The sequence below is a fragment of the Chryseobacterium jejuense genome (genome assembly GCF_900100075.1).
Classification (GTDB): Bacteria; Bacteroidota; Bacteroidia; order Flavobacteriales; family Weeksellaceae; genus Chryseobacterium; species Chryseobacterium jejuense.
This window is the reverse complement of the sequence record NZ_FNEG01000009.1, coordinates 76043-100171: the sequence shown is the minus strand read 5'-3', so window position 1 is coordinate 100171 and position 24129 is coordinate 76043. Positions and strand designations below refer to the sequence as shown.

24 protein-coding genes are annotated in these 24129 nt (G+C 36.6%); 1 reads left to right on the top strand and 23 read right to left on the bottom strand.

From position 1 onward, the window contains the following. Position 1: 1 nt before the first annotated feature. The 22 genes from BLS98_RS21705 to BLS98_RS21605 all read right to left on the bottom strand — a co-directional run bounded on the left by BLS98_RS21705 (position 2) and on the right by BLS98_RS21605 (position 22668). Positions 2-499, bottom strand: coding sequence for a hypothetical protein (locus BLS98_RS21705; protein ID WP_089739386.1), 498 nt, complete (start codon positions 497-499; stop codon positions 2-4). 38 nt (positions 500-537) lie between these two features. Next, entirely contained in the window at positions 538-1647 is a 1110-nt protein-coding gene (locus BLS98_RS21700; RefSeq protein ID WP_139166169.1) for a hypothetical protein, read from the bottom strand. After that, positions 1625-4837, bottom strand: a complete 3213-nt coding sequence (locus BLS98_RS21695; protein WP_089739383.1) for a peptidoglycan DD-metalloendopeptidase family protein — start codon at positions 4835-4837, stop codon at positions 1625-1627. The genes BLS98_RS21700 and BLS98_RS21695 overlap by 23 nt, the downstream gene beginning before the upstream one ends. 17 nt (positions 4838-4854) lie before the next feature. After that, positions 4855-5358: a DUF4280 domain-containing protein gene (locus BLS98_RS21690; protein ID WP_089739380.1), complete on the bottom strand. Its 504-nt coding sequence runs from the start codon at positions 5356-5358 to the stop codon at positions 4855-4857. 39 nt (positions 5359-5397) lie between these two features. Beyond that, a complete protein-coding gene (locus BLS98_RS21685; RefSeq protein WP_139166168.1) occupies positions 5398-6471 on the bottom strand; it encodes a hypothetical protein in 1074 nt (357 codons plus the stop codon). A gap of 347 nt (positions 6472-6818) precedes the next feature. Continuing rightward, a complete protein-coding gene (locus tag BLS98_RS21680; RefSeq protein WP_089739375.1) occupies positions 6819-8198 on the bottom strand; it encodes an NADH-quinone oxidoreductase subunit N in 1380 nt (459 codons plus the stop codon). A 137-nt stretch (positions 8199-8335) separates the two neighbouring features. Further along, the gene (locus BLS98_RS21675; protein ID WP_089739373.1) at positions 8336-9829 is read right to left on the bottom strand and encodes a complex I subunit 4 family protein; all 1494 of its coding nucleotides are present in this window, start codon (positions 9827-9829) and stop codon (positions 8336-8338) included. Positions 9830-9831: 2 nt separating this feature from the next. Beyond that, entirely contained in the window at positions 9832-11745 is a 1914-nt protein-coding gene (gene nuoL, locus BLS98_RS21670) for an NADH-quinone oxidoreductase subunit L (RefSeq protein WP_089739371.1), read from the bottom strand. Between the two features lie 2 nt (positions 11746-11747). Further along, on the bottom strand, positions 11748-12077 hold the full coding sequence (gene nuoK, locus BLS98_RS21665) for an NADH-quinone oxidoreductase subunit NuoK (RefSeq protein WP_045492868.1): 330 nt from the start codon (positions 12075-12077) through the stop codon (positions 11748-11750). Positions 12078-12081: 4 nt separating this feature from the next. Then, positions 12082-12579 (bottom strand): NADH-quinone oxidoreductase subunit J family protein, encoded by a 498-nt coding sequence (locus BLS98_RS21660; protein ID WP_089739369.1) that lies wholly within the window; start codon positions 12577-12579, stop codon positions 12082-12084. Then, a complete protein-coding gene (locus tag BLS98_RS21655; protein WP_040996950.1) occupies positions 12579-13136 on the bottom strand; it encodes a NuoI/complex I 23 kDa subunit family protein in 558 nt (185 codons plus the stop codon). Before BLS98_RS21655 ends, BLS98_RS21660 begins: the two co-directional genes overlap by 1 nt. A 57-nt stretch (positions 13137-13193) precedes the next feature. After that, positions 13194-14258: an NADH-quinone oxidoreductase subunit NuoH gene (gene nuoH, locus BLS98_RS21650; RefSeq protein ID WP_089739367.1), complete on the bottom strand. Its 1065-nt coding sequence runs from the start codon at positions 14256-14258 to the stop codon at positions 13194-13196. Positions 14259-14343: 85 nt separating this feature from the next. Beyond that, positions 14344-15342 carry an NADH-quinone oxidoreductase subunit G gene (locus tag BLS98_RS21645; protein ID WP_089739365.1) on the bottom strand — a complete coding sequence of 333 codons (999 nt, stop codon included), beginning with the start codon at positions 15340-15342 and terminating at the stop codon, positions 14344-14346. Positions 15343-15383: 41 nt separating this feature from the next. After that, positions 15384-16256: a hypothetical protein gene (locus BLS98_RS21640; protein ID WP_089739364.1), complete on the bottom strand. Its 873-nt coding sequence runs from the start codon at positions 16254-16256 to the stop codon at positions 15384-15386. Positions 16257-16261: 5 nt separating this feature from the next. Next, a complete protein-coding gene (gene nuoF / locus BLS98_RS21635; RefSeq protein WP_089739361.1) occupies positions 16262-17620 on the bottom strand; it encodes an NADH-quinone oxidoreductase subunit NuoF in 1359 nt (452 codons plus the stop codon). Positions 17621-17723: 103 nt separating this feature from the next. Beyond that, positions 17724-18233 (bottom strand): NADH-quinone oxidoreductase subunit NuoE family protein, encoded by a 510-nt coding sequence (locus tag BLS98_RS21630; RefSeq protein WP_089739359.1) that lies wholly within the window; start codon positions 18231-18233, stop codon positions 17724-17726. Positions 18234-18360: 127 nt separating this feature from the next. Further along, entirely contained in the window at positions 18361-19584 is a 1224-nt protein-coding gene (gene nuoD / locus BLS98_RS21625) for an NADH dehydrogenase (quinone) subunit D (RefSeq protein WP_076553057.1), read from the bottom strand. 72 nt (positions 19585-19656) lie between these two features. After that, complete coding sequence (locus BLS98_RS21620; RefSeq protein WP_089739357.1) at positions 19657-20151, bottom strand: NADH-quinone oxidoreductase subunit C; 495 nt, start codon at positions 20149-20151, stop codon at positions 19657-19659. 6 nt (positions 20152-20157) lie between these two features. Beyond that, positions 20158-20718, bottom strand: a complete 561-nt coding sequence (locus BLS98_RS21615; protein WP_002983540.1) for an NADH-quinone oxidoreductase subunit B — start codon at positions 20716-20718, stop codon at positions 20158-20160. Between the two features lie 79 nt (positions 20719-20797). Then, positions 20798-21169, bottom strand: coding sequence for an NADH-quinone oxidoreductase subunit A (locus BLS98_RS21610; protein WP_089739355.1), 372 nt, complete (start codon positions 21167-21169; stop codon positions 20798-20800). A 122-nt stretch (positions 21170-21291) separates the two neighbouring features. Next, positions 21292-21468 carry a hypothetical protein gene (locus BLS98_RS23455; RefSeq protein WP_167356268.1) on the bottom strand — a complete coding sequence of 59 codons (177 nt, stop codon included), beginning with the start codon at positions 21466-21468 and terminating at the stop codon, positions 21292-21294. A 66-nt stretch (positions 21469-21534) separates the two neighbouring features. After that, positions 21535-22668, bottom strand: a complete 1134-nt coding sequence (locus BLS98_RS21605) for a GTP cyclohydrolase (protein WP_089739352.1) — start codon at positions 22666-22668, stop codon at positions 21535-21537. Positions 22669-22774: 106 nt separating this feature from the next. On the opposite strand from BLS98_RS21605, the gene BLS98_RS21600 reads away from it, so the two are divergent. Further along, the gene (locus tag BLS98_RS21600; RefSeq protein WP_089739349.1) at positions 22775-23485 is read left to right on the top strand and encodes a zinc metallopeptidase; all 711 of its coding nucleotides are present in this window, start codon (positions 22775-22777) and stop codon (positions 23483-23485) included. Here the strand turns inward: BLS98_RS21600 and BLS98_RS21595 are convergent. Next, positions 23482-24087: an IMPACT family protein gene (locus BLS98_RS21595; protein ID WP_089739347.1), complete on the bottom strand. Its 606-nt coding sequence runs from the start codon at positions 24085-24087 to the stop codon at positions 23482-23484. The two genes, BLS98_RS21600 and BLS98_RS21595, sit on opposite strands and share 4 nt — an antisense overlap. Between the last annotated feature and the right edge of the window lie 42 nt (positions 24088-24129).

Below are 24129 nucleotides of genomic sequence, written 5' to 3'. Positions count from 1 at the left end.
TTTATTTACATGGCTCAAGAATCAAGGGAGTCTTACCACCGTTTTCTTTTATGAGAAGGAAGTCATTGCCTACAAATTCCAGCTTTTGTTTTTTCATGTTATATAATCCGGTCCATTGCAACTCTGCTTTTCCATTTTTTTGCAGAATAAGTTTTCCAATCACCTTATCTTTTGAGATGTCTTCATCCACAATTCTCAAATTTTCCTTATAGTAATCTTGCTGAGAGGCTAAACTTGCATACTTTAGAAGATATTCATTTTTGTTGGATACCTTTTCGACCTTTAGATTGATGTAAATAGCATTGAAATCATATAGTGATAAATACCCTTCGTTTTTATTGATTTCAAGTTCTGTTAATTCATTTTTACAAATTACTGCCCATGTTCCTTTTAGATCCGAAGGAATGGTGCTTTGCTCGGATTCTTTTAATTTGGTATTATTACAATTTAATAATAGGCCAAACAAAGACAATATAAAAGTTAAATAAGTCAATCTCATTGTTTCCAAAATTTTGAGTCTATCTTTAGAGAAACTAGTTATTGTTTTATATAATCAGAAATATTTTTAGTCATTGCTTCGTTGATGTTGATACTGTGTTTTAATTTAATAATCTTAGTATTTTCATCATAGAAGCTTTTTACTCCTATTTTAACCAAATAAAAATTATCTTTTTTCCATTCAAATATTAACTGATAAATAGAACTTTCTGCTTTTTGGATTACATCTACTGAAAAAGAATTTTTGCCAATACGTTTGAAATCAGAATAAGCTTCCATGGGTTCATTGCATCTTAAACAAGGAATAATGTTCTTACTACTGCTGATCTGAGTGTATTTCCCATTGTTCTTACCAACAAGAATATCTAATGTCCTATAATATGAATCAATATTATTAAAATATTCATCCCCCATCGTTTCTTGTTCTTTTGGATTGGCGCGTATTAAAACTTTATCTTTTATCTGATCATTGTTAAAATCAAATACGAGACTGTCTAACACCACTTCGCTGGAAGTAACAACTTTTGGAGTATCTTTTTGAGATTGAACATTATTCTTTGTAGCTGAAGTATCAGATGGATTTGCATTTAAAGAGAAATTAAATATATGCTCTTTATTTTTTGATACGATTTTTTTTGGATCAAAAGTAAATGAAATCTGATGGGCTATTTTCTGTATGGAGAGAACATCCTTAATGCTATATTTTTCGTAATGATACTGTGGACCGCAAAACCTGAATGTTTTTACAAGTTTGTCTTTATCAACTAAAACGGCATATAGACTTCCCGTAAGAATGTCCTGATAATCTTCTATAAGTATGATCTTAAGATTGGCATCATTCGAATTACTATATAAATAAGCGGAGACTCCTACGGCATCCATATTACAATGATTAGCTTCAGTAATATCGATTTTATTAGCTTTATTATCGGTTAATATTTCGACATGATCAGGCTGGTCAGAAAATAATTTTATAGTGGTTTGATTCAATTTGAAAATGGTTTCGTCATTGGTTATAAATCTGCCTTCAAATTTAAAATCTGTAGTGGTAATATCCCCGTTGACTTTTTCCTTACATTGTCCAAAAAAGGCAAAGAAAATTAAAAAAGCGAGTAGTATTAGCTTGTTACTTTCTTTTAGTTCTGTCATTTTTAACTTGTGTTTGTTTAGGTTCATCTATAGGTTTTAAATTTACATAAAGTGCGGGATTAGTTCTGCTTTTTGTACCTTCTTTATGTCCAGGATATTTATTACTACCAATTTCAAAGTGTAAATGAGGGTTAGGAACTCCTTTTGCATTACCGCTATCGCCCGTATAACAGATTGTTTTTCCTGCTGTTACTTCTCCACTTCTGATTTCTACAGAACTTAAGTGACAATATCGTAGATAATATTTTGAAGCATTGACATCAAAGCCTTCTCCATTTTCAATTTCTCCAGTAAACTGAAGGGTATAATTTCTTTTTGCTGCGCGAAGATCATCTCCTTCTACTTCAAGAATCAATATAGTTCCATAAGAAGAACTCTCCATTATTTCTACAACGGTTCCATTTAGGCATGCTACAGCCGGAGTACCTGGTGTTGCAAAAAGGTCTAATCCCTGATGGTTGGTCGTTCCGCCATTTCTTACTTTACCGAAAGCACCATTTTTCTCTGCGTGTGCACTTTCAGAGTTATAATAGGTTCGTTGTGAGTAGGCTATAGGATCGTGCCAGGTACTGTTGCCACCTCCTTCATCTGGAGTACATTCATTAACTTTAAAAGTTGTAGCTGCCTTTTTGAAGAAATTTCTACGTCTTACATAATGGCTTTCATCAAGGTTTCTGTTAATGATTCTCGTAATTGAATTTACAATATCATCAGAAGTCCCTTCATCAGCTTTTTTGTTCAGATTATTGTTAATCCAGTAACTTAATCCTGACATAACTGCATACTTAGGTTGTTCCAGTAATTCAGGATTAGTCATTAAATTCCCCTTACCTGGAAATGCTTTCTGGAACTCTCTGTTAATCTGAGTGTAATTGTATTTTCCTGTTAACTGAATAAGTCCTCTTCCCATATAGGTATAGCCTTCCTGTTTGGTTTCATTCCCTAAATCGTTACAGTTTGTGGTTCTGGATACACTACAGGAAACAATATCTCTTTCATGATCAACATTTCTTAAACCATATGCTCTTATTGCTAATTCATAAGTATTTCCTTTATAAAGTTCTGCTTCATTTGGATGTCTTCTAAAATATTTGAAGAGACTTTTTAATGTAGAAACACTGTAACCGTGAATTTCTTCAAGGAGTGTTCGGAACTCTGTTTCAGAACCCATCTGAGTAATAAGATGCGCCTTTCTTCTGCACGTATTGATTTCGTATTCCAGTCTTATATCATTAAGTTCTTTTATCAGGAGCTTAGCTAAAGGTTCATTACTTGCAGCAGCTGGGAAGACTTCTTTTATCTGTTCAAAAGTAAATTCAGATTCACATCTCGGACACTTATTTCCAATCTGGAAGTAAGCTCCATCCTTATTCAGGAATTTCTTATCATGCTGTCTCTGACCTTGAGCTTTGGCATGAAGGTATAGGAATTCTGGTACTTTTTTCAGGAGTTTAAAGGTAATAGTATCTCCGGCCTGATAATTTTTTATGACTAAAGCTTTTTTTATTTCTTCTTCGCTGGAAGTTTTGCCATTTGCTATTTTAGTGTTTTTGGCATTCCCTTTCTGGGCATTTTCGAGGATGATTTTAGCAGTGGAAACCTTTTGGGCTTCATTAGTTATATTGGTAGCCCCTCCGAATGTATAGGTGTAAGTTCCGTCTTCTTTTCCTTTGCTGAGTTTATCCCGCCACTGTTTTAAGTCTTCTTCGGATTTTGGTCGAAGATGAATCGGAATTTGGACAATATTGTTTTTTACGGTTCCTGTGAATACTGTTTTTTCAGTTCCCGGAACAGCTTGTCCGGCAGGAGTTTTTTGTTCCATCTGTTCTTCGGTAATTTCCAGAACAGGAAGAACAGCATCTGGAGAACCTTTAATAAGCCCATCTTTTTCTTTGATGGAGATCGTCACCTGTTTTCCGTCCAGAAGCATGGTTCTGGCTACCAGGTACAATTTACTATCTAATGGGGCACTGTCTACTTTCTTAAAGTCTACACCCAGTTTGAACGTTTTAAAGGTAACAGTCTTTTGATTTGTAGTATCTTTTCCGTAAGCTTCAGCAGTTAATGCGGCTGTAATTACTTCCAGTGTAGTATATTTCTTTTGAGACTTCAGGCTATCTTTTATTTTACCAAGAATAGTCTTAGCCACTTTATTTTTCTCTTCGGCAGTAGAGGTTTTGTTACCACTTTTGCTTCCTCCGAAGGTATAGGTATGGGTACCATCTTCCTCACCGGTTTCTTTGATATATTCTTTTTTAGCAAAATAAGCATCCAGAAGTTCTTCAATATTTACAGGATTAACTGTGGAAGGGGAAACTCCTCCAGGAGCTGCAGGGGTAGGTGGCTGTGTATTATGAGCACTCCCGTGAGCAGATTGTGGATCAGGTTCAGGTTGAACTGGAGGTGGGGCAGGTTGTGGCTGCTGAGGCTGCGGTTGCTGTGGTTGAGGCCGTTGTGGCTGTTGAGGTTGTGATGGTTGAGGTTGTTGTGGTTGTCCTGATGCGGGACGCAATTCCCCAGGAGTATTTACATTGACATTATTGGTTGTATGCTTTCTATTGGAATAATACTCCACAGTTACATAGAATTCAAGTTGCTGAGGGTCGGCTTCTCCTTCCATAGCTTTTCTCATGAGGGCTTTCGTCAGCATGAATTCTGCTCTGGCGGTTCCGTTAATAACCTTTGCCCTTTTATTTTCTATAGACTGGTTGCTATTACTGTGCCCTGAATCTCTGGAATCATCTTCCCAAAGGGTAAACTGTAGATATTGCCCTTCCAGATTCATACACTTGGCTTCAGCAATTAGTTTTTCCGTAAAATTAAAAACGGTTCCGGGGGTATCATCTATATATTTTAATTCAACTTTATTGATTCTTGGGACATCACTAGGCTGTGGTTGTACCTCTAAGGCCATAGGAGTTCTCCCTTCCGGATTGTGAAGATAAGCTTCAACTCTGAAGGTATCTTTGTAAGCGTTTGTATTAAAAGTAAAACTGCTTACTCCCACTTTCTTGATATTAGTTGGAACAAACCTTCCATTTACCTTTTTAAATAAATGCCAGGTGACGTGTGCCGGATTTCTTTTGGCTAATGGAGTGGCAGGATACCATTCATCAATTCTATAGGTAACCTGTTCTCCAACCTTTGGTTTTGTATTTCCCGATATTTTATAAATTCCTTGTTTTGACATGGCCGAAAAGTTTTTAATTAATAAGCATCCACTTCATCATCTTCTGTTTCCTTCTGAAATTCTTTAAAATTGACAAAAGGATTGATGTTATGCTGCTCCTGTGGATCAGCATTTTTTACATTCTGTTTGCTCATTGATGCGGATTGCCCGTGTTTCATAATGGTAATTTTTCCACCTGTGGAACACATTAGTTCTGACATTTCTGTGACACAGCTATTGCCCATCACTTTTACTTTGTCATAAGTTTTCTGCCATATGCCCGCAGGAGCGTAAGCACAGGGAAGATATCCTCCTGGTGTTGGTTTCAATTTACATTTTCCAAAGCTAGGGCCCTGAGGATTAAATTGAAGATCTTGTTCGGTGACAGCCAAAAAATCTGCCTGCCCCTCTGCATTATTCCAATAATGTTTCTGATGGGTAGTTACTTTAAACTGCGGGAATTGGTCTCCCTGATTGCATTGTGCTTTTCCCTTCTGAATGACAAAGTGTTTTCCGTCATGTGGGGATGCGGATTCGGACATATTGTGTGGTTTTATTGGTGTTGTTTCAAAGATACTAATTTATTTTAATTGCTTTTCTATCGTGAAAATATCCTGTTCTGTTACATCTCCAATCTGAATTTCAAAGTGCGCTGCGACCTTTTGAACCATTAAACTGGTAAGATTTAAAGTATATTCAGCTTCATGACGGCAGGCAACTGAATAACTATTGATAGGAGACTGTTCATGATATTCGTAGTCTTTATCATAAAGCTGATTCAGATTCCGGTAGTCACAGGAATTTCCAAATTGTATAATTTTTACTATATCATTTTCTTTATCTTTAGGAAAAATACGATTATTAAGTTCAAAGCGAATAGGGGAGGCTGTGGATAACCATGGAATAAACTCATGGTAGATATCAGAATCCGTCCAGTCTTTATATTTTGCTCTGTAAAAAGAACCAAAAAGAAACTGAACAGGCAGTGTATTTCTGATACTTCTTAAAACTTGGTGATTGTTCTCAGTCATTTTTTTCAGATGATCAATATAAGATGCAGACAGATCATCCGTAAAATACTTTTTTAAAGCATCCAGTTCGTTTTTGATCACGGTTTCGGAATGAAAGAATTTTGTCTCTGTAATTTTTCCCGTTTTGCTTACTCTGATTTCTATAGGAAATAAGATGGCTGAAGTGGCTTTTGATAAGCTTGACATTTTACTGTCTGATTCTGTTCCATTTTTATGAGAACCAAATATTTGTAATGAAAAGAAATAATCATCCTGTTCAGCTCTCAGATATTTGAGTTCCGTTTGGTATGAATAGCTGGTTTGTACGGTTCCATTTTCAAGCTTTTGATGGGTTATGGTGTAAATTCCACTTAATAAAGGAATTGGGTATGGTATTTTTCCATGAGGCGGATGGTAGTATAAGCTATCTCCGTTTTTATTGATCTCATGATTGAGTTTATTGATTTCATCACCAAAGGGAATAAAAAGCAGGGTTCCCGGGGTCATCTTCACCGGTTCTGCAAGCCTGTCATATACAGCACAATGTTTATTATGAAAATCTTTGAGATATATTGGATTTTCTACTTTCAGATCAGAAGCAATTTTTTCCAACGTATCACCTGGAAGTGTCATATAAGTAATCATGTGATTGGTGATTAATAATTATTAAAATATTGAGATTCATTTCTCAGCGTGTAATTTAGAAAAAATCTCACAAAAAAACCTTCCAAATCATGTGAAAGGTTTATTAATAAAGCAATTATCCCTGAAATCAGGGAGTAATTTTATACTTTGTATAGACTCAATTTGGGGTAGAAATTTTCTTTGTTTTTGATTGTATTCTGCTTGTTTGAATGTATCTTTCTTTACTTAAAACAAACATGAAATGTAGAGAGGCATTTATCTCCTTTTTACTCTATCTATTAAACTTACTAACACAAAAAAACCTTCCAGAATTTCTGAAAGGTTTTTGATATAGTATGGATAACTTTTTATAATCCGAACACTTTTGCAAACAGATCCGGGAAGATACCCAGAACGATAATTGCTACAATTACAAATATTGCAACAATATTGTAAGTAAGTGTTACTTTTTCTGATGACTTAAATGTTGATTCTTTAAAGAAGAACATTGCAATAATCAGTCTCAAATAGTAAGCAATGGATAGGGCAGAACCTAAAACGGCTACTAATACTAAGAAAGCTGCTCCGTTCATTGCTTGAGAGAATAAAGCAAATTTCCCCATGAAACCAGCTGTTAGCGGAACTCCTGCCATTGAAAGCATAGAGATTGTTGCTACTGTAGCTAATAGAGGTTCTGTTTTCGCCAATCCTTTGAAAGCTCCGAAAGAAGTTTCTCTTTTTAATTTCTCTACCCAGATCAGACACATGAAAACTCCTACTGTAGATAAAGCATAAGCGAATAAATAGAACGCTAAGTTATAAGTAGAAAGGCTTGTCATTCCGAAGAATACCAATCCAATGTATCCTGCGTGAGATACTGAAGAGTATGCCAACATTCTTTTTGCATTCGTTTGAGCAAGACCCATAACGTTTGCTAATAATAAAGTAATAATTAAGAATACTCCTAAAACATTAATCCATTCGTGAGTAACTCCGGCAAATCCGATTGTCATTAATCTGAATAATGCGAAGAAACCTGAAATCTTTACCACACTCGCCATGAATGCTGTAATTAATGAAGGCGATCCTGCATATACATCAGGGCTCCACATGTGGAATGGTGCTAAAGCTACTTTAAATGCCAATGCACAAAGGATAAGCAATACTCCTAAGATGAACATTACGTTCGAAGCGTTTGCAACTCCAAAGTCGTGGATCTTATATAAATCAAAGCTTCCTGCACTTCCGTAGATGAACGCGATTCCGAAAAGTAGGAAACCTGTTGCGAATGCACCCATTAAGAAATATTTAATTGAAGCTTCGTTTGATCTCAGATCAGTTTTGTTGGCACCAGCCATTACATATAACGGAATAGAAAGGATTTCAACACCTAAGAACATTGTTACCAAGTTCTGGTATCCAAAAAGAACAATTCCTCCCACTAATGCAAATAACATTAATGCATATAATTCTGATTGGTGGCTTCTGTGATTGCTGAATGCAAAACCTCCCAAAAAGAATAACAATAAAGTTGTTACAATGGATAATTTCGTGAATAATGCAGTATTGGCACTGTATTCATACATGTGCTTGTAATGATCGAAGAACGAACATTCAGGCATAAAGCTTACGTACAATGCAACGATTAAACCGAAAATCCCAATGTATCTTGCGAATTTCCCTTGTTCAAAAACTCCTGAAAATAACGCAATAACTGCCGTTAGGAAAACAATAATTAAAACACTCATAATATAGATTTGAGATGTGAGATTTGAAGTTTAAAGTTTCTGGTTCAGAGTTAAAAGTTCCTGTCTCTTATCTCTTCGTCTTTTATCTTTATTCTCTCTAATCTCTTATTTTTTTAATTTTTAAATCTTTTAATTTTTTAGTTAGCCATCGCCGTGTAGATAAACTTCACTGAACTACTCACCATATCGATTACCGGTTGTGGGAAAATACCAAGTAAGATTACAAAAACCGCGATACTAGCCAATACAGAGAATTCTACAGCAGATAAATCTTTTGCTGTGCTTAAAACTTCTGCATTTCCTTCTCCGAACATTGCTTTTCCGTAGAATCTCAATAAGTACACCGCACAAAGAATTACCGTAAGACCAGCAATTACTGCTGCTGTTCCGTTGAAATCATATACTGATTTTAACAGGATAAATTCTCCGATGAATCCATTCGTCAATGGAACTCCCATTGAGCCTAATATAATAATCAGGAACAAGACTGCAAACTTAGGCGCTACTTTAGCTAAACCACCCATTTGTCTGATGTCTCTTGATTTAAATCTCTTGTATAAAATATCACAACAGTAGAATAATCCCACTACGTTGATACCGTGAGCGAAAGTTTGTACCAATGCTCCTTCAGCACCTTCCACATTGAAAGTTCCTCTTAAAGTAACTACTGCAGAAGCGAAGATACCTGCTACCATCAATCCTACGTGAGAGAAAGATGAATAAGCAATAATTCTCTTCATATCTGTTTGGATGATGGCAATCAATGCTCCGTGAACAATTCCCACAATAGCAAGGATGATTACAATCTGTCCGGAAATTCCTGCAATTGGAAGTGGAGTGATTGGAAGTAAATAACGTAATACACCGTACACCGCCATTTTAAGCATGATACCAGATAACAACATCGATCCCTGAGTAGGAGAGTAGGTATACGTATCAGGCTGCCATGTATGGAATGGGAATACTGGTAATTTCACTGCAAAAGCAAAGAAAATGAACCAGAATACCACCGTTTGTTGTGTTTCATTCAGTTGCGCATTGTATAGATCTGTTAAAGCGAATGATGCAGAGTGGTTGTACACATAGATCAATCCGGCTAACATAAATAAAGATCCAACGAATGTATATACGAAGAACTTCGTAGTGAATTCAAACCTTTTATTCTCTTGTCCCCAAAGTCCGGCAATAAACCAAATTGGAATCAAAGTGACTTCCCAGAAAATGTAGAACAACAATCCGTCTAAAGAAGTAAATACTCCTACAAGACCGAATTGCATCAACAGAATCAGTCCGTAGAATGTATTTCTGTAGCTTACACTTTCGTTGAAAGAAGATAAAATGATAATTGGCGCTAAAATGTTAGTCAGCAATAAAAGAAGCATGCTCATTCCATCGATACCGAAGTGAAGAGAGCTCTTCATAAATTGTGACCACGGATAACTGATTTCATGCTGCAATACGCTGTCTACTGTCGGAGTAAAATCAAAATCCGATAGTATATAGAACGTAAGAAGCATTTGGATCAATGCAATCCCTAGTGCCAAATATTTGCTGGAATTACTCTTCCATGCAAAAACTAATCCCGAACCTACTAGAGGTAATAGTAATAATGTTAATAATAAACAAGACATTATTATTGTAATAAAAAGTTAACAATTAATATAATTCCCACAGCTAAAGACATGATAAGAATATACGTCTCTACATTTCCGTTTTGAACACGCTTCATAGCTTTTCCGCTGTCTTCAGCACCATCACCTACAAAGTTTACAAAACGGTCTAAGATACCCTTATCAAACATCTTTCCTCCGCGTCCTAATCCTTCAACAGTTTTTACAATCAATGCGTTGTAAAGTTCGTCAACGTATAATTTCTTAGCAGAAAGCTTTTCCCATCCGGTATAGCTTTCTTCTGCCACAGCCATTTTTTTCTTTTTTACGTAGGTATTTCTAACGATAAACCATACAGAGAAGAACATAAGAACTGTAGCTGCTAATAAGATCATTTCAGTGTTGAAATCTACTCCTGAAAGAGTAGCTTCCATCTGGCTGTAGCTTTGTTCCGTAAGAACAGGCTTTAACCATTCCATCAGTTTAGCATAGTGTCCGTGACCGATGAAGTGTGGCAAGTTGATGAAACCTCCAACTACAGAAAGAATAGCCAATACGATCAATGGTAATGTCATATTAGACGGGCTTTCGTGTAAGTGGTGTTTTTGCTCTTCAGTCCCTCTGAACTCTCCATGGAAAGTCAGATAGTATAGTCTGAACATATACGTTGCAGTCATTGCCGCTAAAACAAATAAGATTACCCAATAGATTGGATTTTTAGCGAAAGCTGCTACTAAAATTTCGTCTTTAGAGATCATCCCCGATAATAAAGGGAAACCTGAGATCGCTAATGTTCCGATAAGGAATGTAGCGTGCGTAAGAGGAATATATTTTTTAAGACCTCCCATGAAACGCATATCCTGCTCGTTGCTCATAGCGTGGATTACAGAACCTGCACCTAAGAATAGTAAAGCTTTAAAGAAAGCGTGTGTCATTACGTGGAACATAGCTGTTGTATACGCTCCAAGTCCTAAAGCGATGAACATAAATCCAAGTTGTGAAACTGTAGAGTATGCCAATACTTTTTTGATGTCGTTCTGACGTAGTGCATAGAATCCTGCTAAAGCTGCAGTTAAGAATCCGATTAATAAAATTCCTCCTTGTACAGTTGGTGCTAAAGTAAATAAGAAGTTAGATCTTACTACTAAATAAATACCCGCTGTTACCATTGTTGCTGCGTGAATTAACGCAGAAACAGGAGTTGGCCCGGCCATTGCGTCCGGTAACCAAGTATATAATGGAACCTGAGCAGATTTACCGGTAGCACCGATGAATAAACTCGCTGTGATAAAGATAATCACTGTTCCGTCTAATTCAAATTTTGAAGCATTTTCAGCTACTGAAAGGTAATCTACAGCATTCGTCTGAGCAGCAATCATAAAGATACCAATCAATAATGCTAAGTCACCAATTCTGTTCATGATGAAAGCTTTTCTTGCCGCTTTACCGTATTCCTCGTTCGTGTACCAGAATCCGATCAATAGGTAAGAACAAAGACCTACACCTTCCCATCCGATGAATAAGATAAGGTAGTTGCTTCCCATCACTAAAAGTAACATTGAGAAGATGAAAAGATTCAGATAAGTAAAGAACTTATAGAATCCTTTATCATGACTCATATATCCGATAGAGTATAAGTGGATCAGTGAACCGATACCCGTAATAATCATAACCATCATTAAAGACAGCTGATCAATCTGGAACCCAAAATTGATCTGAATCCCATTTACTCTAAACCATTCAAAAGCTTTTACGATTACAGGCTGGCTTTCAGAATTGAAATTCATGAAAAGACTTACAGCAATACAGAATGATCCGAAAACCATAGCTGTTGCTAAAGATCCAACCAATATTTTTGGAAGATTTTTTCCGAATAAACCGTTAATAAGAAACCCTAAAAGTGGTAAAAGTACTATTGCATATACTAAATTCTCCATTCTTATCCTCTTAATTTATTAAATATACTAACATCTACAGAACGGGTATTTCTATACAGCATAGCAATAATTGCCAGACCTACCGCTACTTCAGCAGCAGCAACCACCATAATGAAGAACACTAAAAGCTGTCCGTCACCGTTCCCTTTGTATGCTGAAAAAGCAGCCAATAAAAGGTTTACAGAATTAAGCATAAGCTCTACACAGCCCAGAATCACAATAGCATTTTTTCTAAGCAATACTCCCATCACTCCTAAGCAGAATAATACTGAACAAAGGATAATGAAGTAGTTCAAAGGGATGCTTTGTATAAATGTATTTACTTCTCCCATAATTTTATAAATCTTTTTTACCGATTAATACCGCGCCTACAATACCTGCTAAAATCAGGATGGAAGCAAGCTCAAACGGCAAAACATATTCATTAAACAAAAGTCTACCCAGGTTTTTAGTAAGACCAACCCCTCTGTCTACATTCTCAACAACAATTTGGTTTTGCTGAACCCCTCTGAATACTCCTAAAACTCCTACTAAAAGAAGACCTGCAGTAAAAACTCCAATAAATTTTAAAGTATTACCCTTCTTACTTTCGTCTGCTTTATTAAGGTTAAGCATCATTAAGATGTAAAGGAAAAGTACCATGATGGCACCTGCGTACACTATAATCTGGATGATTGCTAAGAATTGTGCATTCAAAAGAATGTACATTCCGGCAATTGAAAACATCGTAACAATTAATGACAAAATAGCATATAAAGGATTTTTTGCAAACACGAAGTACACCGCACTTGCTACTGCTAAAAACGCCACCAAGAAAAATAAAAACTGATCCATTATTTTACCGCATTTTTTTGTTTCTCGGATTGTCTTGTCGTGATGTCAATCCTTTCATTTATTTTTTCAACTAATTTATCTTTTCCGTAAATGAAAGAACCTCTGTTGGTTTCTACGTCTACCAATCTGTCTGTAAGATAGATGGCAGATTTAGGACAAGCTTCTTCACACATACCACAGAAAATACATCTTAGCATATTGATTTCATATACTGAAGCATATTTTTCTTCTCTGTAAAGTCCTTTTTCCTCTTTAGTTCTTTCAGCAGCAGTCATTGTAATGGCTTCTGCAGGACAAGCTACCGCACAAAGCCCGCAAGCTGTACATCTTTCTCTGCCTTCTTCGTCTCTTTTCAAAACGTGCTGACCTCTCCAGATGGTAGTTCTTGGCTTCTGTACTTCCGGATACGAATATACTGCGGGAGCACCTTTTATCACGGTTCTTACAGCATGCTTAAATGTAATCCCCATCCCTGTAAATATTGCAGGAAGGTAGATTTTTTCAGCAAGGGTCATTTCTTTATTGGAAACAACTTTTGATCTGTTTGTAAGTTTCATTTATTTAATTTTTTTAGGCTGAACCTGTATCCAGCATTAAAAATATATTCTTATCTCTTAGTTTGCAAATGCTAAAATTACAGCTCCTGTAATTAATAGGTTTACCAATGCCATCGGGATTAATGTTTTCCATCCTAAGTGCATTAACTGGTCGTATCTGAATCTTGGAAGCGTCCATCTGATCCACATAAAGATCAAAATCCCGATTACAGTTTTCGTTAAGAATGCTACGATACTTAAGATTCCTGCAATGTTTTCTCCCCAGTTCTGAGTTACCCATTCAATCCCAGGATAGTTGTATCCTCCGAAGAAAAGAACTACCATGAAAGCATTAGATATAAACATGTTCACGTATTCCCCGAACATATATAAACCTAACTTCATGGAAGAGTATTCTGTAGAGTATCCTGTTACCAATTCAGATTCACACTCAGGTAAATCGAACGGGTGTCTGTTTGTTTCAGCTAAAGCGGCTACAAAGAAAACAAGGAAAGCAATTGGTTGGTAGAAAATATTCCAGTTCATACCGGAAACCCAAGGAATAACTCCCCATAATTTTCCAGTAGTTTGGCTTTCTGTGATTTCTTTTAAGTCTAGGCTTCCAGCCATCATAATAATAGAAAGAAGCGCTAATCCCATTGCCAATTCATAAGAAATCATCTGAGAAGAAGCACGGATAGCACCTAATAATGAATATTTGTTGTTCGAAGCCCAACCTCCAATCATAATTCCGTAAACCCCGATGGAGGCCATTCCGATGATGAAAAGTACACCAACATCAATGTTAGCTACTTGAAGATCAAAAGAAGTACCTGCAATATTTAAACTTTTACCCCAAGGAATAACTGCTCCTGTGATTAATGAAATAAACATTACTAAAGCCGGTCCCAATACGAAAAGGAATTTTTCAGCATTGGCAGGCGTAAAGTCTTCCTTGAAGAAGAATTTTCCACCGTCAGCAAGAGGTTGCAGTAATCCGAAAGGTCCAGCTCTGTTAGGACCAATTCTATCCTGCATGATAGAGGCAACTTTTCTTTCTGCCCAGGTAGAGTAGGCTGCAATCGTTAACGAAAGCAGGAAAAGTGCTAGTACAAGTATAAGTTTAAATGTAAGTAAATCCATTTTTATTTAGATATTAAGATGTCAGATGCTAGATATCAAATGGTCTGAAGTCTGGAATCTGAAATCTGATGTCTTTTAATTCAAATTATTTTTCGTCTTTTTCACTGATTTCCTTAGCCATCGGATTGTCTAAAACTCTTAGCTCATCTTTAGGCTTTTCGTAGTGGTTCAATGAAATTACAGAGTGTCTGTCGATATGTCTAGGACCTTCAATATTCCAGTCTGATAATGCTTTTCTTTCGAAACGACATGTATCACAGATGAATTCTTCAACTTCACCCCACTGGTCTTTTCTTGCAGTTACTCTTACGATTTCATCACCTTTCATCCAAACTACAGCTTTTCCTGAACACTTATCACATTTACAAGTAGCATTCATTGGTTTTGTAAACCATACTCTGCTTGCAAAACGAGAGGTTCTGTCTGTTAATGCTCCTACAGGACAAACGTCAATAACATTTCCGATGAAGTCATTATCTAAAGCTTTATTTAAATACGTAGAAATTTCAGCGTGATCTCCTCTGAAAAGAATACCATGCTCTCTTTCTCCTGTTAATTGGTTAGCGGCTAATACACATCTTGCACAAAGAATACAACGGTTCATGTTCAACTTGATGTTCGGTCCAAGATCATCTGCTTCGTAAGTATTCCTTTCGAATTCTGTTCTTGTCTCAAGATTTCCATGCTCATATCCAAGATCCTGAAGGTGACATTCACCAGCCTGATCACAAACAGGACAGTCTAACGGGTGATTTACCAATAAGAATTCGGTAACCGCTTTTCTTCCTTCCTGAGCTTTCTCAGAAGTAAGGTTTTTAACTTCCATCCCGTCCATTACATTCGTTCTGCAACTTGCTACCAATTTAGGCATAGGACGCGGATCTGCTTCAGATCCTTTAGAAACTTCTACAAGACAAGTTCTGCATCTTCCTCCACTGGTTTCTAATTTGCTGTAATAGCACATAGCAGGAGGTACAGATTTACCGCCAATTTGTCTTGCCGCTTCCAAAATAGAAGTACCAGGCAAAACTTCAGTAGTCTGTCCGTCTATAGTTATTGTGAATTTTTTAACTTCTTCGCTCATATTGTATGCTTTAAGCTTTATGCGTTAAGCAATAGGCTTTGTTATTTATATTTCTTAGTATTAAATGTATATCCAATTCCCCCCATTATTTGTCCGAAAACAAAATCCTGTTGAGCTTTGTCTGGCTTGTTGTTCAATGTAGTTTTAATATCCCACATATTGATGTAACCGGCTTTTCCTTCTAGTCTTACCATGACATGATTCCATAGCACTAAATTAAGACTGGCTCTTACATCAGTTCCCATACCAGCAACGTGGAAACGGTCACTTCTTTCATTTCCGAAAAGTTTTACATTACTTTTTGGGAACATGAATCCGATACCGGCACCATAAGACCAAACTAAATCAACATTTTTCTTGTTGATAAGGCTTTGGTATTTTTCAAGACCTAAGTTTTCATAATTAAGTCCGTCTGTATGTTCAAAAGTAAGGAACTTCTCATCTGCCAGGTTTACCTGACCGTTTTGCACCATGCCTGCATATTGAGGATCTGAAATATGTCCTTTAAAGTTAACGGTTTGATCTTGATCCATCACATATTTCATGTGATCAATTCCTAAAACAAGCGCTAAATTATCTTTAATAAAATATCCTATTCTGAAATTATACTGCGTTACAGTAAACCAGCTTGGATCAAAATAAACAATTCCAAATTTTGTAGGTCTATCCTGTGCCGTTACATTATTCAGTTGGAAATCATATCCATTTCCTTTAAAATGGATGTCAGAATTACTGAATGCCGCTCTATTCCATCCATAAAAAAAGAACATTTGTCCTTTTTTGCTTAAAGGCTCAGGTTTTTTAGAAACAGGAGCTTTAAACAGGTCTGCATTATTTTCTACTACTAGAGAATCTTTTTTTTGTCCGAAAACAAAACTCGACATCATTAAGCCGACAACAAACAATCTTTTCATTTCAACTACGCATTCTTTTCAACAGCTGGGATAGGATCTGCATAATGTGCCAATCCATAGTTCTGAGTCTGAGATAACTCAGGGTTTTTCACGTGCCACTCAAATTCATCTCTGAAGTGACGGATGGCTGCTGCAACCGGCCAGGCTGCTGCATCTCCTAATGGACAGATTGTATTTCCTTCGATTTTTCTCTGGATATCCCAAAGTAGATCGATATCTTCCATTTTTCCTTCTCCTTTTTCAATTTTCTTTAGGATTTTATGCATCCATCCCGTTCCTTCACGGCAAGGAGTACACTGTCCACAACTTTCATGGTGGTAGAATCTTGCTAAAGTCATCGTATGTTCTACGATACACTGGTCTTCATCTAAAACGATGAAACCTCCTGAACCCATCATTGTTCCGGTAGCAAAACCACCATCAGCCAATGATTCATAGTTCATATATCTTGGCTCTCCGTTCACCGTTCTCAACAATAAATTAGCTGGAACAATTGGAACAGAACTTCCTCCAGGAATACAAGCCTTTAATTTTTTCCCATCTTTAATACCACCGCAATATTCATCAGAATAGATAAATTCTTCTACGGTAATGGTCATATCGATTTCGTATACACCCGGTTTGTTGATGTTTCCACAAGCAGAAATTAATTTCGTTCCTGTAGATCTTCCAACTCCGATTTTAGCATACTCAGCACCTGTAATATCAATGATTGGAACAATGGCAGCAATAGACTCAACGTTGTTTACCACCGTTGGTCTCTCCCAAAGACCTTTTACAGCCGGGAATGGTGGTTTTAATCTTGGGTTACCTCTTTTTCCTTCAAGGGATTCAAGCAATGCAGTTTCTTCACCGCAGATGTATGCTCCACCACCTCTCTGTACATAGATTTCACAATCGAAACCAGTTCCTAAAATGTTTTTACCTAAAAATCCTGCTGCTTTAGCTTCTTCAATAGCTTCTTCTAAAATATCAGGAATCCATGAATATTCTCCACGGATGTAGATATAAGAAACATTTGAACCTAAACAGAAAGATGAAATTAGCATTCCTTCAATCAGTAGGTGAGGAAGGAACTCCATCAGATATCTGTCCTTAAATGTTCCAGGCTCAGATTCATCTGCATTTACTACAAGGTGTCTTGGAACGCCTTCCGGTTTTGCCAAAAAGCTCCATTTCATCCCAGTTGGGAATCCAGCTCCACCACGTCCTCTTAGTCCTGAAGCTTTTACTTCTTCAAGAATTTCGTCAGGAGTCATCTTCAAGGCCTTTTCAGCTGCAGTGTAACCCCCCTGTTTACGGTATGTTTCAAAGTAGCGAATACCTTCTATATGTGCGTCTTTAAGTAAAAGTTTTTTACTCATTGTTTATTATGCTTTTAGCTATCGGCTTTTGACTTCTAGCTTTTTATAATTATTAAAAAAATTAACTGAGTTTAAATCCAAAATTCAGGATTCAAAATCTTTATTAGTCTAAAGCAAGCTGTCCCTGTCTGCAAAGTTCAAGGATTTCGTCTACTTTTTCTATTGTTAAATTTTCATGAAAGAACTTTCCAAGCTGTAGCATTGGTGCGTATCCGCATGCTCCAAGACATTCAGCTGGCTTTAGAGTGAACATCCCGTCTTCAGTAGTTTCACCATCCTTAATGTTCAGTTTCGTTCTGATGTGGTCAAGGATTTTTTCGCTTCCACAAACCATACAAGGTCCTGTTCTGCAAACCTCTAAAACATATTTACCTACCGGCTTCATGTTGAACATGGTATAGAAAGTAGCCACTTCATATACTTCGATCGGTTTGATACTTAAAAGTCCGGCAACATAATCCATCACAGGAACATCTAACCATCCTCCGAATTCTTTCTGTGCCAAGTGAAGTACAGGAAGAAGAGCAGATTTTTGTCTTCCTTCAGGATATCTTGCGATAATTTTGTGTACCTGTGCTAAACTTTCCGGTTTAAAAGCTATTGTTTCGCTCATTTTTTATCTAAGATTAAAGAGTAAAGAACAAAGAAAAAAGATTCTAAAGTCCGTTATTCTAAATTCGTTTTATATTGGGTGAAGAAAGTCTATTATCTTTTCTTCTATTATCTTTTAGTCTAATGTATTATGCGTCTAATTCTCCCGCAATAATATTCATACTACACATCGTTACAATGGCATCTGAAATTACAGAACCTGTAATCATTTCAGGGTATGCCTGATAGTAGATGAAGCATGGTCTTCTGAAGTGAAGTCTGTAAGGGCTTCTTCCTCCGTCACTCACAAGATAGAAACCTAATTCTCCGTTTCCACCTTCTACTGCATGGTAAACTTCTCCTTTCGGTACATCAGTTTCTCCCATTACGATTTTGAAGTGGTAGATTAGAGCTTCCATTTTTTGATATACATCTGCCTTTTCAGGAAGATAGAAATCAGGAACATCCGCGTGGAATGGTCCTTCTGGAAGGTTTTCGTATGCTTGTTTGATAATTTTTAGTGATTCCCAGATTTCCTGTTGACGAACCATGAAACGGTCGTAAGTATCTCCTGAAGTTCCTACAGGAATAATGAAGTCGAAATCTTCGTATGAGGAATAAGGTTGTGCAACTCTTACATCGTAATCTACACCTGCTGCACGTAAGTTTGGACCTGTGAAACCGTAGCTTAATGCTCTTTCGGCAGAAATAGCTCCTGTACCGATGGTTCTGTCCATGAAAATTCTGTTTCTTTCTAATAAAGTACCGAATTCTTTAAATCTTGCAGGGAATGTTTTTAAGAAGTCCTGTAATAACTCATGGAACTTAGGGGTGAAATCTCTTTCAAATCCTCCGATTCTTCCCATGTTCGTAGTCATCCTTGCTCCACAAATCTGCTCATACATATCATAAATACGTTCTCTTTCGATGAACATATAGGTAAGTCCTGTAATAGCTCCTGAGTCCATCCCGGTTACCCCGTTACAGATCAGGTGATCACCAATTCTGGCCAGCTCCATTAAGATAACACGCATATAGTCTACACGTTTTGGAACTTTAACGCCAATCAGCTTCTCAACTGTCATGTGCCAACCTAAGTTGTTGATTGGTGCAGAACAGTAATTCATACGGTCAGTAAGGGTAGTGATCTGAGAATAGTTTCTTCTTTCAGAAATTTTCTCAAATGCTCTGTGGATATATCCTACTGTTTGCTCAGCGTGAAGAATTCTTTCTCCATCCATCGTTAGGATGTTCTGGAAAATCCCGTGAGTAGCAGGGTGGGTAGGTCCTAGATTCAGGGTGTATAATTGCCCGTCAATCTGTTCCTTACTTTCGTACTGGTTTAGTATATTAGATAATGAGTTATCTTTCATAATATATTTAGATTTGAGATTTGAAATTTGAATTGTTAACTTCAAATCCCAAATATCCAATTTCAAATTTATTTATCTTCCGAACATATTATCGTCCTTGTCGGTTCTGGTACCATCTTCAAGGCGATATTCTTTCAACATTGGGTGGTATCCAAGATCTTCCATATTCAAAATAGGTCTAAGATCCGGGTGCCCTTTAAATTTAATCCCATAGAAATCATACGTTTCTCTTTCCATCCAGTTAGCCCCAGCATAGAGCTCAACAAGTGAGTCTACTTCAATATTTTCTCTGGACATAAAGATCTTCAGACGTAATCTGAAGTTGGCCATCATATTATGTAAATGGTATACAACACCAATTTCCTTTGCCGGGAATTCAGGGTAGTGAATACCGCAGATGTCTGTAAGGAAATTAAACTCCAATGATGAATCTTTAAGATAGTGAATGATCTTCTTGATATCTTCTTTCTTCACTTCCACCGTCAGCATTCCATAAGGTTCTGAACTTGAAATAACAGATTCCGGAAATTCTCTGGTGATTGCTTCTAATACAAATTCGTTTGTCATTTCCGTTTAGTTGCTTATGTTGTAAGAATCTAATAATTTCTGATATTCAGGCATATCTCTTCTTCTGATGCTTTCGCTTTCTGCAAGAGCCTGTACCTGCATTACTCCTTCAATAATCTGTTCTGGTCTTGGAGGACATCCAGGAACATAAACGTCTACCGGAATAATTTTATCAATTCCCTGAAGTACAGAATAAGTATCAAAAATACCTCCGCTGGAAGCACAAGCACCAACAGCTACTACCCATTTTGGCTCAGCCATTTGAGTATATACTTCTTTTAGGACTGGTCCTAATTTCTTTGATATAGTTCCGCAAACCATCAGCATATCCGCTTGTCTTGGAGAGAAAGAGTTTCTTTCCATACCAAATCTTGAAGCATCATAAGTAGGGTTTAGGGTAGCCATAAACTCAATACCACAACAAGAGGTTGCAAATGGCAATGGCCAAAGTGAAAACTTTCTTGCCATCCCGATTACACTGCTCAGTTTTGTTGCGAAAAACCCTTCTCCTTCATAGCCTTCGGGAGCAGGTGCATCTGTTCTTATTACTGGTTTTTTATCTGACATGTTGTTTGTTTTTAGATTTTGAATTATAAATGCTGGATTATTGATTCAAAATCCATCATTCAAAACTCATAATTTGCTTTTATTTATCCCAATCTAGTGCACCACGTTTCCAAACATAGAAAAACGCCACGAAGAAAATCGCAACGAACGTAAGCACAGCAAGGAATCCTTCCATACCGAATTCTCTGAAGTTTACCGCATAAGGATAAAAGAATACGATTTCAATATCGAATAGTACGAACAATACCGCAGTCAGGAAGTACTTGATAGAAAACGGTGTTCTAGCGTTTCCTTCACTAGGAACCCCACATTCCCAACTTTGGTTTTTTACAGAATTTCCTTTTTTCTGCTTTGGACCTAAGAAATGTGCTCCAAGTAATGAAACAGCGACAAATCCTACTGCTACACCTGCCTGGATAAGGATTGGAATATAACTTTCAGGTAAATTCATTTTTGCATTATTATCTCAATTTGCAAATTTAACGAATAAACAAGAAAGCATGAAATTTATCAGCTTAAAAGTCGGGTGAAAATAGAGAAAAGTTACAATTTAGAATCAATAAAAATAACAGATTATTTCTTCATTTTTTTAAGAAGAGAGTAGGCCATATATGCAATATATCCAAAAAGAAGGCTCGCAAAAACAATGTTAATCACTGTATTTGTTCGGTTGTCCAACGATTGGAAAAAGAAATTATAAGCAATAAATCCGGCAATTAAAACAGCGAAAATGATAAGTTGTGGCTTCATGGGGGAGATTATTTGAGGTGAGAGTGTGTAAAAGTGGATGAGTGAGATTGTACCACTCATGATTTATCACTTATCATTTATCTCAAGTGAGTATGTTCTTCTTCTCTTATGATTCACAGGGTTGTAGTCCTGCCATAAAAGCTGTACACTTTTGTTTTCTTCAAGTTCCGGGTTGGTTTCAGCAAAATTAATTCCCATGCTTGTAAATCGGACAAAGATTTCCTTGAAAATAATAGCGGTTACTCCACGTCTCTGATACTCAGGATGAATTCCGATAAGATAAAAATTAGCACGGTCATTTTTCTTGGCAGCCTGTAAAAAATGCCACCATCCAAAAGGAAATAGTTTACCTTTTGATTTCTGTAAAGCCTTGGAGTAGGAAGGCATGGTAATGGCAAAAGAAACCAATTGCTTGTTTTCGTCTACCACACAGATTACATAGTTTTTATCAATAAGAGGGAAGTATTTTTCTTTGTAGGTTTTGATCTGTTCGTCCGAAATCGGGGTGTAAGTGGAAAGGTGTTTATAGGTTTCATCTAATAGTTTAAACATAGGTTCTACATAAGGAAGAATTTCTTCTTTTGATTTGAATTTAAGAACACTAAGTTTATATTTTTGAGCAATCAATCCACTGAATTTTTCTACTTTTTCAGGAAGTACTTTCGGAAAATTCATTTCATATTCTACCCATTCTTTTTCTTTTACTAATCCAAGGTTTTCAAGATGTTCCGGATAATAGGCATGATTATAAATTCCAATCATAGTAGCCAATTTATCAAATCCCATTGTCAGCATACCTGCTTTGTCCAGATTGGTGAAACCCATCGGACCTTCGATTTTATCAATATTATGCTCCTTGGCGTAATCAATTGCAGTTTGGATTAAGGCTTTGGAAACCTCTGGATCATTAATAAAATCTATCCAGCCAAATCTTACTTTTTTGATGCCTAACTCTTTTTCTTCTTTATGGTTAATAATTACAGCAATTCTTCCTGATATCTTATTGTCTTTTATAGCCAGAAATTGTTTGGATTCTGAATATTGTAAAGCAGGATTTTCTTTTGCATCCCAGATTTTCATTTCATCTTTAATAAAGGATGGAACGTAGTATGGATTATTTTTATATAAATCCATTGGAAATCTTACGAATTGCTTGAGATGATCAGCTGTTTTTACTTCAATAATTGAAACCTTAGACATAACTTTTGATGGTAATTTAGGGACAAATATAAATAATAAAATCGTATACTTTGGCACAGTTTTTATATCATTATGGTTAAAAATTGAACACAAAATCTAAATAAAAATGACGGGTTATTATATCATTATTGGTATTTCAATGCTGGTGAGCTGGTGGGTTTCGTCCAGGTTGAAATCAAAATTTGAATATTATTCCAACGTACATCTTCGAAATGGCCTTTCGGGGAAAGAAGTAGCGGAAAAAATGTTGAGAGATAACGGGATTAATGATGTTCAGGTAATATCAGTTCCCGGACAGCTAACGGACCACTATAATCCGGCAGATAAAACAGTAAACCTTTCTGAAGGTGTTTACATGCAGAGAAATGCAGCGGCAGCAGCTGTGGCAGCTCATGAATGTGGACATGCCGTTCAGCATGCAGTAGGATACTCAATGTTGAATCTACGTTCAAAATTGGTTCCTGTTGTTAATATAAGTTCCAATCTGATGCAGTTTGTTCTTATTGCAGGTATTGCGATAATGGCAGCTACCAGAACAGTAGATAATCCTAATGGAAATACAGCCATCCTGGCTATTGGTGTAGCAATGTTTGCAGTAACCACTCTGTTTGCTTTTGTAACACTACCGGTAGAGTATGATGCAAGTAACAGAGCAATGAAATGGCTTAAAGATACAGGTACTGTAACTGCCGAAGAATTTGTAGGAGTTCAGGATAGTTTAAAGTGGGCTGCAAGAACATATGTTGTAGCAGCTTTAGGATCTTTAGCTCAGCTCCTTTACTGGGGATCTTTACTTCTCGGTGGGAGAAGAGATTAATCATTAAATTCAAATGAAACATATTGCATCTCAGATAACTTTTCTGAGATGCTTTCTTTTTGTGCCAGTTTTAATGAGGCGGTAAGGATGCAGTTTTCATTCGCATCAAAATTAACAACCTTGGCATCAAATTTTGAAAGCAGGGTGAAGATGGTATTCTGCTGATTGAAGTTGAACTGGATCTCAATTTCTGTTTCCAGTTCCCTTGTGATGATATTGGCTTCTTCTAATGTGATCTTTGCAGATTCTTTATAAGCTTTTACTAAACCAGAAACACCCAATTTAGTTCCACCATAATAACGAACTGAAATAACCAGAACATTGGTAATTTCATTAGCTAATAATTGATTGTAAATAGGAAGTCCAGCACTTCCTGAAGGTTCACCGTCATCATTCGCTCTATAGTTTTCACCATTTAATCCCATTCTGAAAGCATAGCAATGATGTGTTGCTTTTGGATGTTCTTCTCTGATTTTTTCCAATGCAGCTTTTAATTCCTTTTCATTAGTAACCGGGAAGGCAAATCCTATAAACTTGCTTCCTTTTTCTTTTAATAAGGTATTTTCTATGGGTTTATCAATGGTTTTATATTCAAACGTCATTCTGTATTCCGGCTTTATTTATGCAAAAGTATTAAATGCTTT

Bases quoted from the DNA above. Each gene is read 5' to 3' on its own strand.
- nuoL (WP_089739371.1), bottom strand. From the start codon at position 11,745: ATGGAGAATTTAGTATATGCAATAGTACTTTTACCACTTTTAGGGTTT.
- BLS98_RS23455 (WP_167356268.1), bottom strand. From the start codon at position 21,468: ATGAAGCCACAACTTATCATTTTCGCTGTTTTAATTGCCGGATTTATT.
- nuoH (WP_089739367.1), bottom strand. From the start codon at position 14,258: ATGGATTTACTTACATTTAAACTTATACTTGTACTAGCACTTTTCCTG.
- BLS98_RS21675 (WP_089739373.1), bottom strand. From the start codon at position 9,829: ATGTCTTGTTTATTATTAACATTATTACTATTACCTCTAGTAGGTTCG.
- BLS98_RS21630 (WP_089739359.1), bottom strand. From the start codon at position 18,233: ATGAGCGAAACAATAGCTTTTAAACCGGAAAGTTTAGCACAGGTACAC.
- BLS98_RS21600 (WP_089739349.1), top strand. From the start codon at position 22,775: ATGACGGGTTATTATATCATTATTGGTATTTCAATGCTGGTGAGCTGG.
- BLS98_RS21610 (WP_089739355.1), bottom strand. From the start codon at position 21,169: ATGAATTTACCTGAAAGTTATATTCCAATCCTTATCCAGGCAGGTGTA.
- BLS98_RS21685 (WP_139166168.1), bottom strand. From the start codon at position 6,471: ATGATTACTTATATGACACTTCCAGGTGATACGTTGGAAAAAATTGCT.
- BLS98_RS21615 (WP_002983540.1), bottom strand. From the start codon at position 20,718: ATGTCAGATAAAAAACCAGTAATAAGAACAGATGCACCTGCTCCCGAA.
- BLS98_RS21640 (WP_089739364.1), bottom strand. From the start codon at position 16,256: ATGAAAAGATTGTTTGTTGTCGGCTTAATGATGTCGAGTTTTGTTTTC.
- nuoF (WP_089739361.1), bottom strand. From the start codon at position 17,620: ATGAGTAAAAAACTTTTACTTAAAGACGCACATATAGAAGGTATTCGC.
- BLS98_RS21605 (WP_089739352.1), bottom strand. From the start codon at position 22,668: ATGTCTAAGGTTTCAATTATTGAAGTAAAAACAGCTGATCATCTCAAG.
- BLS98_RS21660 (WP_089739369.1), bottom strand. From the start codon at position 12,579: ATGGATCAGTTTTTATTTTTCTTGGTGGCGTTTTTAGCAGTAGCAAGT.
- nuoK (WP_045492868.1), bottom strand. From the start codon at position 12,077: ATGGGAGAAGTAAATACATTTATACAAAGCATCCCTTTGAACTACTTC.
- BLS98_RS21705 (WP_089739386.1), bottom strand. From the start codon at position 499: ATGAGATTGACTTATTTAACTTTTATATTGTCTTTGTTTGGCCTATTA.
- nuoD (WP_076553057.1), bottom strand. From the start codon at position 19,584: ATGAAAGATAACTCATTATCTAATATACTAAACCAGTACGAAAGTAAG.
- BLS98_RS21595 (WP_089739347.1), bottom strand. From the start codon at position 24,087: ATGACGTTTGAATATAAAACCATTGATAAACCCATAGAAAATACCTTA.
- BLS98_RS21680 (WP_089739375.1), bottom strand. From the start codon at position 8,198: ATGAGTGTTTTAATTATTGTTTTCCTAACGGCAGTTATTGCGTTATTT.
- BLS98_RS21645 (WP_089739365.1), bottom strand. From the start codon at position 15,342: ATGAGCGAAGAAGTTAAAAAATTCACAATAACTATAGACGGACAGACT.
- BLS98_RS21620 (WP_089739357.1), bottom strand. From the start codon at position 20,151: ATGACAAACGAATTTGTATTAGAAGCAATCACCAGAGAATTTCCGGAA.
- BLS98_RS21690 (WP_089739380.1), bottom strand. From the start codon at position 5,358: ATGTCCGAATCCGCATCCCCACATGACGGAAAACACTTTGTCATTCAG.
- BLS98_RS21695 (WP_089739383.1), bottom strand. From the start codon at position 4,837: ATGTCAAAACAAGGAATTTATAAAATATCGGGAAATACAAAACCAAAG.
- BLS98_RS21655 (WP_040996950.1), bottom strand. From the start codon at position 13,136: ATGAAACTTACAAACAGATCAAAAGTTGTTTCCAATAAAGAAATGACC.
- BLS98_RS21700 (WP_139166169.1), bottom strand. From the start codon at position 1,647: ATGACAGAACTAAAAGAAAGTAACAAGCTAATACTACTCGCTTTTTTA.